The organism is Candidatus Methanodesulfokora washburnensis, assembly GCF_003947435.1.
GTDB classification, from domain to species: domain Archaea; phylum Korarchaeota; class Korarchaeia; order Korarchaeales; family Korarchaeaceae; genus Methanodesulfokora; species Methanodesulfokora washburnensis.
In genome coordinates, this window is sequence record NZ_RCOS01000160.1 from 25,030 (window position 1) to 35,330 (window position 10,301).

The following is a 10,301-nucleotide window of genomic DNA, read 5'->3' on the forward strand; positions in this document are numbered from 1 at the left end:
TTTTTGTATATGAACCGATATGATGTAATTATCATAGGGGCTGGAATAACAGGCCTGATGACTGCTTACAAGCTTGCTCATCACGATCTGAAGATCATTGTTGTTGAGGCCAATCCTGAGCCTGGATGGGGTGTGTCAAAGGGACATGCAGCTGTTGTCCATGTTGTTCAGCTCCCATTCAGTTCTAAAAAGAGCAAGATGGCACGTGAGGGAAATAAGATGATGGAGGACATCTGCAGGGAGCTGGGGGTAAGGTTAGAGAGAACAAGCACTCTCATTGTGGCGACGAAAATTCATCACCTCCTTGCTCTGCCCTTCATGGCTCTCTACCTCAGGCTAAACTTAGGCAGAGATTTTCCAGTTAAGCTCAGAGGAAGAAGGTATCTGAGGCATGAGGAGCCAAACCTAACAGAAAGAGCATTGGGAGCAATAGAAATATATGGTTATGGTGTAGTGGACAGCTTCGACCTTATCTATGCCCTTTATGAGTTTTCAGCAGCAAATGGCGCGGAATTTCTTTTTGGAGAAAGGGTCATAGACGTGGAAATAGGGAATGATGAGATCAAGGTTAAGACAGATAAGGACAGATTGCTAACATCTAACTTTCTCGTGAACGCAGGAGGACTTTGGGCAGATGAAATAGCAGGGCTTACAGGCGATGAAATCACCTTTGAGCTTGGAAAGGGAGTGATCCTTGTGTTCGACAGGAGACAGACCAAACGGCTCATTTCACCAGCGTACTTAAAGCCTGATCCCAAGACAAAGGGAGGAGCTATAATGTTTACAGTGGAGGGAAGAGGCCTCTGGGGACCAAACCTAAGGACTGCAAAGAATAAAGAGGATGTGACAGTGGAAGAAGAGGACATCAAAGCCTTGACAGACAAGTTTGGACCATTGCTTAAGGAGGATCTTGGCATATCAATCAAGGCATATGCTGGAATAAGACCAATACCACCCGAGAACGACTTTCGAATCACATACTCATCCAGAAGTAGGAGAATTGTCCATATCCTAGGCACAGAATCCCCAGCATACACTGCTTCACCGGCAATAGCTGAGAAAGTCGTCTCAATGCTGGCAAGCTCAGGCTTAAGACTGGTGCCCAAGAAGAAAGTTTTCCCTAGAGAGCCATTTCCTAGGATTCGGGATAATCCTGAGGGAGGGAAGGGAGAAATTGTTTGCTTATGCTCTATGGTTACAGAGGAGGAGATCAGGGAGGCTGTGCGTAGAGGATCCAAAACTTTGCAGGGAGTCATGTTTAGGACGGGCGCAGGAATGGGTATATGTCAAGGGGGCAGATGCATGGCTGAGATAGTGAGGATAATCGCTGAGGAGCTCGGCACAGATGTTGAGGAAGTCACCCTCAGGGGTGGCAATACATGGATCGTGAGAAAATAGTAATCATAGGCTCCGGGCTGGCTGGACTAGCCTTGGCGGAAATGTTCCCAGATTCGATATTAATTGAAGTTAAAAGGCAACCAGGCGGGTTATTCTCGAAGGATAATTGTCCTGTTTCAGGAAATATTGGATCTGAGATGATAAATAAGCTTCTTTACGGAAAGAAAGTGGAAATTGAAACAGCAGCATATCGTTTGGACAGCGAAGGAGTCTGGGTTATAAATCGAAATGGCTCCAAGAAGATCAATGGAAAGGTTATTCTTGCGACTGGCTTTCGTGAGAGAACTTCTGTTGAACTTGGAATATACGGCTACAGGCCCGCAGGCATATTTCCATTTACAGCTGCTTGGGATCTCGTGAACATGGGCTACTTGCTTGGTGAAAAAGTTGTAATATATGGCTACAATCATTACAGCCTCTCACTTGCCTCAAAACTATCGAAATTATGTGATAAGATCTACATAGTATATAGCAGGGAATCTCTTGTCCACAGCTTAGACGAGGCTTTGAGCCTTGGTGTCGATCTTATTCAGGGCAGGATCAAGTGGGTGGAAGGAAGAGACAGAATTTCCCTTGTTAAGACAGATTCAGAAGAGATAAAAACAGATGCGCTCATCATAGCAGAGTTCGCTCCATGGAACCAGCTAGGAGCAGAGTTTTTGGCGGGAAATGCTGGGATGATACTGGAGTCTCCATTAAAAGTGGTTGAATCCTCAATGTTGCTTGCTGAACTGCTAAAAACAGGCGGAAACATGGAGAGGATAAGGGGAAACGTTCCGGTTCTCCCCAAATTTGTATCTGAGAGGTTTAGGAAGGTTATGCTTGGCGTTGGCACTGGCATCAGAGTAACTGTCGGAGGCCATGTTATTATTACTGAGGAGCCGTACCAAGTAGTGGAAATTCCTCCAGGTAAACCTATTGTGGAGGTGGCTTGAATGTACGGAGTAATAGATGTGGGCACAACAGGTGTCAAGCTGGCTGTTTTCGACAACAATATACGCTGTATTTACTACGAGAAAGTGGAACTTGGTTATGAGTCTGTCGGACAAGGTAGAGTGGAACAGAACAGCATAAAGCTAGCAGAAATAGTCAAGGGATTTGCTAAAAAGGCAAAATCCCTTGGTGCAAGAAAGATAGGTCTGTCAACTTACAGGGCATCTGTTCTTGCATGGTCAAGGACTGGGAAACCTCTTTCCAATGTTATCACATGGATTGATGGACGTGGAAGGGAGGTAGTTGAGAAGCTGCCCACATGGGTTGGTATGCTTAAAACACTCAGCAAATCCCTAGGGAAAGTGATTTCTCCGGATACTCCAGCTATTCTGATGAAATGGCTATATAATGCTGACCCAAGCCTACAAGAGAAGGTGTCGAAGGGAGATGCATATATGTGGACTCTTGATTCCTATCTGCTCTTCACTCTGACTGGAAGGTTTCTCTCGGATGTCACAAGTGCTGCTCTAACAGGATTGGTGAACCCAAAGGATCTATCAACAATAGACATAGTCTACAGCTTGTTGTCCATACCGAAGGCCTCTCCTGAGATTGTTGATTGTGTTTATGACTTCGGCGAATTTGAGGGGATTGAAATATCTGTATCCATAGCTGATCAACAGGCAGCATCTGTTTATCATGGACTTCTAGAAGCAGGAAGAGTAAGTGGAGTTCATGGCACGGGTAGCTTTATTGAGCAGTCCACAAGGAGTCTTATTACATCCGGTAAAGGTCTAGTTCCACTTTTAATTGCTAGCATAGATGGAAGAAGGTTCTATGGAGTAGAGGGCTTTCTTAGGTCATCAGGGCTCATAGTAGAATGGCTCAAGAACATGGGCTTCTTCAGATCTTATGAGGAGATGGAGGAACTGGCGTCCTCAGGGAGAATGAAGTCGATATTCATACCCTCTTTCAGGGGACTCAGGCTACCGGAGGCCTCAAATCTGAGAGGGATTATCACAGGCTTGGATCCTGGAGTTTCCAAGGAGGACTTGCTCAAAGGATTAGCGTGGGGTATTGCTCTTTATCTAGCTTTCATTCTCGACTCCATTTCAAGGGTGGCTGGAAAGCCCCAAGAGCCCCTCTGGTCCGGAGGAGGGTACAGTCGTTCGGATACATTTCTCCAAGTTCTGGCCGATGCAACTGGAATGAGAGTTGCAAGAACAGCTGATACAGAAGCCAGCATAAGGGGTGTTCTCAACCTTCTCCTGTACTCCGATGGTAGGATTTCGATGGAAGAATTGAGGAGACAGCCTACTGCTGAGAGAATCTTCGAGCCAAACATGAAAGAGAATGAGAGAAAGGCTCTTCTCGAGAGCTATGCATCTCTTTTAAGGGTGATATCCAGATGGGAAGGGAATGTGCTTCTAAGCGGGAAGCTCTAGAGGAGCTTTCAGACATACTCGGAGATAGAATCTCGACATCTAATGAGGTACTAAAGCTTTACAGTCGCGATTACTGGCCTCTGGCCCTTATGAAGGAGGCTCATGGGGAGGAGTTGCCAAGGCCCTTAGCTGTGGTCTGGCCCAACAGCACAGAGGAAGTTGCCAAGATTATAAAAGTGTTAAACAAATACAGAATTCCATTTGTTCCATATGCAGGCGGTTCCGGAGTCACAGGAGGGACTATGTGCGGGGGATGCATTGTTATAGATATAAAGAAGATGAACAGGATAGTGAACTTCTCGGAGGAGGATGCTATCATAGTGGTAGAGGCGGGAATCCTGCTGAGAAAGCTTGAGGAGTTTCTTAACAGCAGGGGATTCACGCTCAGACATATACCCCAGTCATATCCGGAAGCTGTCATAGGAGGGCTTGTTGCAACGATGAGTACTGGTCAATTCAGCACAAAGTACGGTGGAATAGAGGATCTCGTGCTTGATATCGAGGCTGTTGCTCCGGATGGTGGCATTATTCCCTTCAGGAGAAACACTGTGCCTAGAGCTGCGACAGGTCCTGATCTCAAGAGAATTCTTATTGGAAGCGAGGGTCAGCTTGGAGTGATAACGAAAGTCATCCTCAGGATATTCCCTTTACCTAAATACACATGGAAGATGGCATATGCTTTTCCCTCCTTTGCCAGCGGGCTTAAGGCGATGAGGGAAGTTATGCTGGCTGGAGCTACGCCAGCTGTTGCTAGGATATATGATAAAGATGACTCAGCAGCAAGATTTCACGATGCTAGGGATCTACTTATCCTCATAGTTGAGGAGATAGATGAGGGAATTCTGGAAGCAAAGATCTCAGCCATAGAGGCTATAGTTAAGAGACATGGAGGAGTTGATGCTGAGGAGGAATACGTTGATAAGTGGCTGAAGACAAGGTTTGACGTAATCTCAGAACTGAAGAAGCTTGTAATTCCTCTTAACCTCTGGTTTGAGACAATAGAGACATCTGCTCTGTGGAGCAAGCTTCCCAACTTGTATGAAGAGTTCAAGAAAAAGGTCCGTGAGGTAGAGGGCGTTCACGCTGTGCTCGCTCATGCATCCCACTTTTACACAACCGGAGCTTGTATCTACTTCACACTGACATATGAGGCTAGTGAGGAAGTATACTGGAGGATGTGGGAGAAGGCGGTAGAAGTAATACTGAAGAATGGGGCGACGATAAGCCATCATCATGGTATAGGATTGCTGAGGGCTAAATGGACCAAGGAGGAGCTTGGAGAAACTGTAAACTATCTCCGCAGGGTTAAGAGATCTCTTGATCCAGAAAATCTGAGCAATTCGGATAAATGGCTCGGGTGATCCTGTTGGTAAGCCTAACTATGCTGAGAGCTGTGAAAATAACCCCAAAGCTTGTTGTCCGATTTGCATTTCTACCCTTTAGAAAGGTGAGGAACCCATGTCTGTATTGCCCTGGCATATGCATAGCCAGCTGTCCTACATACTTGTCCAGCGGAAACATTCTCCTCAGTCCAATTGGATATGCTCGCTTTCATGATATAGCTAGAGAAAAGTGTTTAAAGTGCTGGCGCTGCGTCCAAGAGTGCCCGTTAGGCTACAATCTGCCGGAAACGTACAGCAAGCCTGTAAAAATATCCCTGAGAATAGTCAGGCCGGGCAGATTGATTTTAGTAGCCGATGAGGAAATAGATCTCCAGCTAGCAGAACACCTGTCTGAAAGCCTTGGAACGGGGCTTGCTGTTGTAAAAGGTGTAGCTGAACGCTATAATAATGGCAGCCCGATCGAATATAAAACTCTCAAGAAAGCAAAAAGAGTTCTGAGTGGTGCAGAACTGGCAGTAGCATGTTCACCAGAGGTATCGCATGCGCTGGGAATCGACTTCCTAGGTATTCATTTGAAGGATCTGGGGATAAAGCTCAACTACGAGGGACCTATTCATATACCCTGCCTTTTGAAATCCCAGCGTGAAAAGCTTCTAAAATCCCTTGAAGATGCAGGGGTAAGACCGACATTTGTGGACGAAGAGGAATGCATAAAGCTTTCTATCAAGGAAAATTATCTGTATCTATGTCCCATTGCAAAAAAGCATGGAGTTCGCACGATATTCGACCTGATAAGTTATTAGAACTCTCTTACGGGATCTTTGGTAAGTCATGTGGCAACACCGTATGCAAGCCGCTTTTTGAGAGAGAAATAGAAATTGTAGCAGTAATAACTCTTCTGAAGGTCTATAATACCTCATCTAGCATTCAGATTAAATGAATGCTTAAAGCCAGCTAATAAGGATAGCTCCTAATTCTCCTGGCTCCTCTATCCTATCACCATCGTTTCCTTTATTTCCTTTCCTTCCTTGAACCTCGTTGGTAAATAGGGTTTCATCAATGGATGAACCTTGTCCTCAGCCACATTTTCAGCTAAAACCTCTCCTGCAAATGGAGCCATCATGAAGCCGTGACCGCTGAACCCTGTTCCAACATAAAGCCCTTCAGGCCAGTCAGGATCTCTTCCCAGTATGTGGCTGTGATCTGGTGTGACCTCATAGAAGCCAGACCACATTCTCATCATCCTCGCATATCTCAGGGAGGGGATCATCTCCACCAGCACTCTTGAGAACCTAGCAGCCCATTTAAGTGTGTTTCTCAGCTCAACAACCCCTTTTACCATCGGATATTCAATGCTTCCCATTACCTCCCCTCTTATCGACTGGCACACATAGAAGTTCATCTTTGTGTTTACTATGAAAGGCTCTATTCTCCTTTTGAACGGCTCTATAACACAAAGCTCCTTTCTTTCAGGAACAAGTGGAAGCTGAACTCCTGCTGATGACAATATACTGTTGCTCCATGCTCCAGCACATACAACCACTTTTTTAGCCTCTATAGTCTTTCCATTCACTGATATCCCTGTCACCGAGTTTCCAGATACAACTATAGACTTGACATCAGCTCCCTCATATACCCCAAACCCATGCCTTATTGCTGCCGAGCAATATCCATATGTCACGAAGTCATGATGAACTTGGCCATCCTGAGGACCGTAAAATGCACCTATAACTCCTTCCACATTCAAATAGGGGTATTTCTCCCTGATCTCATCTCTCTCCATTACCCTTCCCGCTATACCCAGTCTGGACCACATCCTATCATTGTTGGTTCTGTAAGCCTTCATCACATCTTCGTCATAAATTACCCAGAGATATCCTCCTAAAACTGGAAGAGGATTCCATTTGGTCATCTTTCCTAGGTTCAACAGTCTTTTTCTGCTTTCTATTGCGAATCTAGTGTTCTCCTCAGACCAGAAGTGGACTCTAAATCTTGATACATTTCTGGTACTGGATCCACAGCCAACGTACCCTTTCTCAAATACAGCACCTTTCACTCCTTTTTTTGCCAGATTATACGCAGTAGCGAGACCGACAACTCCTCCTCCAATCACAACAACATCGTACTTCATCTGTCCATCCCTCCCAGAACTCCCAGCTGTATAGGAGCTAGAGGAGGCCTCATTCTGAATGTCCCGACATCAACAGGCCTTACATTTCCTATTCTGGATATATAAACAACGGATGGAAGCAAGCAGTACTTCCCCTGACATCTTCCAGTTCCTAGGCCGCTGTATCTCTTTATCTTCTCCATCTTAGTCCATCCAAGCTCCTTCACTATCTTCTTCACGTCGTATGTGGTCACATCTAGACATGGACACAGAAAGCTCCTCTTATGCTCCGGGTTCTGCATAAGGCCCATGTCATCATCAAAAACACATAGTTCTCCCTTTTTATACCCATCCACCAATTCACCCATTTTTCTTGAGGCTTTTCTCCCCTCTGAGATCTCATCATCTATATCTGGGGCGTTAAATCCGGCATATTTTGCTGCTGATAGCCCAGCAGCTTTGCTAAAGTGGACAAGTGCTTCATCCTCATCCACTCCCCCTGCCTCCCCCGTTATGAAAACTCCCTCAACTGATGTCTCCCCTTCCCATCCATGAAGAGGGACAAAACCACCAAGCCCGCTGTGGAATCCAATTTTAACCCCGAATTGAGCTGCTATCTCCATGCTTGGTGCCCTTACATTGGCCAATGCTATGAAGTCAGCTTTTACAACAGATCCATCGTCCAGCTTAACTCCCTCAACTTTTCTCCTTCCAAGAGCCTCTATAACTCTCGCTTTCACAGCATTAACACCTTCCACCTCTACCTCCTTATCATGCACTAAGACAACATCCATGCCAGAGGAGGAAAGTGTCCTAGCTATTTCAACTGCCCACTTGCTGGATCCTATTACAACACCTCTCCTTCCCGGCTTCACTCCATATAGCTTGAAAAGCCTCAGAGCTGATGTTCCGAGCATTACTCCAGGAAGATCGTTGTTTCCGAACACGGAAAGAACTTCTCTTGCGCCTGTAGCTATGACTATGCTCCTCGCCCTCACCAGAATTGGCACGGCATCGGGCTCTTTGAGCTGAACAGCAACAAGAGCATCCTCAAAGACAGCTGATAGAGCAGTTTCCCTCATTATCTTTACTCCTGCTTCCTCAGCCTCTTTTGCTAGTTTTTTCACCCTTTCATCGTGGAAAATATGGCCACCAACGTCCTCATTTCCCTCAAAAAGGACAACCCTAGCACCTGTTTTTCTCGCAGATATAGCTGCTAGCAGACCATATAATCCTCCTCCAACGACCAAAACATCTGTTTCAACTTCGATAGGGCTGGGAAACTCCTTTCTTTCCACCTCACTCGGAATATCAGGGTGAGGAAGAGTTCTCTTCATGAAACTCCATGTCACTCTCCATCCTATTTTATTTCTGAATATATACCCATGTTGAAATCCAACTTTGAGAAGTGGGGAGATGGCCTCGATGAAGGGCCTCTTTATCCCTCCATCGCTTGTCTTAATCTTCAGGCCATCTGTGCATTTCATCATGTGGCTAACCGGTCCATAGCCCTCCACATAAATCCTTTCAGGACTCCACCACTCGAAGCTCATCGGGCCTCTTGGCCTTCCCAGCTTGAAGCTTCCCTCGAAGCTGTATATTCCCGCTTCATAAAGAGAGGCACCCAGAGGAAGCCCTTCTTTAACATCCAAAGGTCTATCGTTGACCCTTATCGAGACCAAGAGATCACCTTGAAACCCTAAGCAGTAATATTAAAAAGCTTTCTCAACAAGAGGGAAAAATCCAGTTTCTGAATAAATTCAGCAAAATTGTTCTATGGAAAAATTCCTGTAGAGAATGTCTTTTTGGAAAAATGAAATCTAAGATATCGTGAAATAGATTCTTTTCTTTCCCTTTCCCTTGTTCTCCACCTTGAGCAGTTTCACCTCACCTATCTCCTTTGTGTTCCTAACATGAGGTCCTCCATCAGCTTGAATATCCACTCCAGGTATCTCCACAATCCTCAGCTTCTCCACATCTGGAGGCATTTTAGCAGCTAACTTAACAATTCCAGGTATTTTCATCGCCTCATCTCTTGGGAGAAAGTATATCTTCACCTCTATTCCTGTGGAGGCTATCTCATTCACCTTTTTTATAGCTTCCTCAAAAATCTCCCTTTCTCCCCTCTCCAAACTGAAATCAGATTTTGCATGCTCAGGATCTATGTGGCCTCCTGTAACAAGAGCTCCCTTCTCCTTGTAGAGAATGGCAGCTAGGATATGATCTGCTGTATGAAGCCTCATGAGCCTGTACCTTCTATCCCAATCTAAATGCCCTCTAACAGCATCTCCTACCTTAAGATCAGGATTTGAATCGAGCAGATGGGCCACATCCCCTCCTTCCTCAACTACATTAATTACACTCCATCTGCCTGAGCTGGACTCTATGAACCCGGTGTCATTAGCTACTCCTCCGGAGATCGGGTGAAATGCCGTCCTATCAAGAAAAACCTTGTTACCCTCAACTCTCGTTACCTTTGCCTCGAAATCCTTGATATAACAATCAGTCTGGTATATCAACTCGGCCATAAGGACACTTGAGGCACAAGATAAAAAAGATTGTTGGATTAAAATAAATAATAAACTGTTATGATATGATTCCTTCCATGTAATCTATCTTTTTATTTCACATAAACCACATAACTCACATACGGCGAACATAACCTTGAGCATCCCTGACTGGCTCTACAAGTTGATAAAGAAATACGGAATACTGAACTGGTTTGAGATAGCAAGAAGTGCCATAATAAGGGAAGTACTATCAATTAAGGCAGAGAAAGAGGGATTAAGGAGAGAGGAGCTTTTGCTTTTGATGGAAATGGAAGGCATTGATCTTCCTGAGAAGAAAAAAAGTGTCCATAAGTGAGGAGAAACTTCAGGCTAGGATGAAGGAGAGGGAGAGAAGGAGGCTGGAGAGGCTCAAAAAGGTGGGCCTTTGATTTCGGATGCACGCTATGATTTTGCTATCTCGTATATTCTCTCTATTCCCAAGAGAAACTCCTTTGATAGAGAGCTCCACTCCCTCTTTCCTCTGAAGAACTCCTCCACTCCTGGATCAAAAGGAAGCTCTATT

The 10,301-nt window shown here is 45.2% G+C and carries 9 protein-coding genes; 6 read left to right on the plus strand and 3 right to left on the minus strand.

Features of this window, described 5'->3' with window-relative positions:
* Window positions 1-9 precede the first annotated feature (9 nt).
* The 5 genes from D6D85_RS13905 to D6D85_RS13925 are packed head-to-tail and all read left to right on the plus strand — an operon-like array spanning window position 10 to window position 5,922.
* Window positions 10-1,398, plus strand: coding sequence for an NAD(P)/FAD-dependent oxidoreductase (locus D6D85_RS13905; protein ID WP_125672639.1), 1,389 nt, complete (start codon window positions 10-12; stop codon window positions 1,396-1,398).
* Window positions 1,380-2,333 carry an NAD(P)/FAD-dependent oxidoreductase gene (locus D6D85_RS13910; protein WP_125672640.1) on the plus strand — a complete coding sequence of 318 codons (954 nt, stop codon included), beginning with the start codon at window positions 1,380-1,382 and terminating at the stop codon, window positions 2,331-2,333. Before D6D85_RS13905 ends, D6D85_RS13910 begins: the two co-directional genes overlap by 19 nt.
* Window positions 2,334-3,776, plus strand: a complete 1,443-nt coding sequence (locus tag D6D85_RS13915) for an FGGY family carbohydrate kinase (RefSeq protein ID WP_125672641.1) — start codon at window positions 2,334-2,336, stop codon at window positions 3,774-3,776.
* Complete coding sequence (locus D6D85_RS13920; protein ID WP_125672642.1) at window positions 3,740-5,137, plus strand: FAD-binding oxidoreductase; 1,398 nt, start codon at window positions 3,740-3,742, stop codon at window positions 5,135-5,137. Before D6D85_RS13915 ends, D6D85_RS13920 begins: the two co-directional genes overlap by 37 nt.
* Window positions 5,138-5,142: 5 nt before the next feature.
* A complete protein-coding gene (locus tag D6D85_RS13925) occupies window positions 5,143-5,922 on the plus strand; it encodes a hypothetical protein (RefSeq protein WP_125672643.1) in 780 nt (259 codons plus the stop codon).
* 185 nt (window positions 5,923-6,107) lie between these two features.
* Here D6D85_RS13925 and D6D85_RS13930 read toward each other — a convergent pair whose 3' ends face one another.
* The 3 genes from D6D85_RS13930 to alaXM all read right to left on the minus strand — a co-directional run bounded on the left by D6D85_RS13930 (window position 6,108) and on the right by alaXM (window position 9,757).
* Window positions 6,108-7,250, minus strand: a complete 1,143-nt coding sequence (locus tag D6D85_RS13930) for an NAD(P)/FAD-dependent oxidoreductase (protein ID WP_125672644.1) — start codon at window positions 7,248-7,250, stop codon at window positions 6,108-6,110.
* Entirely contained in the window at window positions 7,247-8,911 is a 1,665-nt protein-coding gene (locus D6D85_RS13935; RefSeq protein WP_125672645.1) for an FAD-dependent oxidoreductase, read from the minus strand. Before D6D85_RS13935 ends, D6D85_RS13930 begins: the two co-directional genes overlap by 4 nt.
* Before the next feature lie 138 nt (window positions 8,912-9,049).
* Window positions 9,050-9,757, minus strand: a complete 708-nt coding sequence (gene alaXM, locus D6D85_RS13940; RefSeq protein WP_125672646.1) for an alanyl-tRNA editing protein AlaXM — start codon at window positions 9,755-9,757, stop codon at window positions 9,050-9,052.
* Window positions 9,758-9,893: 136 nt separating this feature from the next.
* Between alaXM and D6D85_RS13945 the strand changes: the two genes are divergently transcribed.
* Window positions 9,894-10,094 carry a hypothetical protein gene (locus tag D6D85_RS13945; RefSeq protein ID WP_125672647.1) on the plus strand — a complete coding sequence of 67 codons (201 nt, stop codon included), beginning with the start codon at window positions 9,894-9,896 and terminating at the stop codon, window positions 10,092-10,094.
* The last annotated feature ends 207 nt before the right edge of the window (window positions 10,095-10,301 follow it).

Coding starts and splice junctions, on each gene's coding strand:
- D6D85_RS13905 (WP_125672639.1), top strand. CDS start 10: ATGAACCGATATGATGTAATTATCATAGGGGCTGGAATAACAGGCCTG.
- D6D85_RS13910 (WP_125672640.1), top strand. CDS start 1,380: ATGGATCGTGAGAAAATAGTAATCATAGGCTCCGGGCTGGCTGGACTA.
- D6D85_RS13915 (WP_125672641.1), top strand. CDS start 2,334: ATGTACGGAGTAATAGATGTGGGCACAACAGGTGTCAAGCTGGCTGTT.
- D6D85_RS13920 (WP_125672642.1), top strand. CDS start 3,740: ATGGGAAGGGAATGTGCTTCTAAGCGGGAAGCTCTAGAGGAGCTTTCA.
- D6D85_RS13930 (WP_125672644.1), bottom strand. CDS start 7,250: ATGAAGTACGATGTTGTTGTGATTGGAGGAGGAGTTGTCGGTCTCGCT.
- alaXM (WP_125672646.1), bottom strand. CDS start 9,757: ATGGCCGAGTTGATATACCAGACTGATTGTTATATCAAGGATTTCGAG.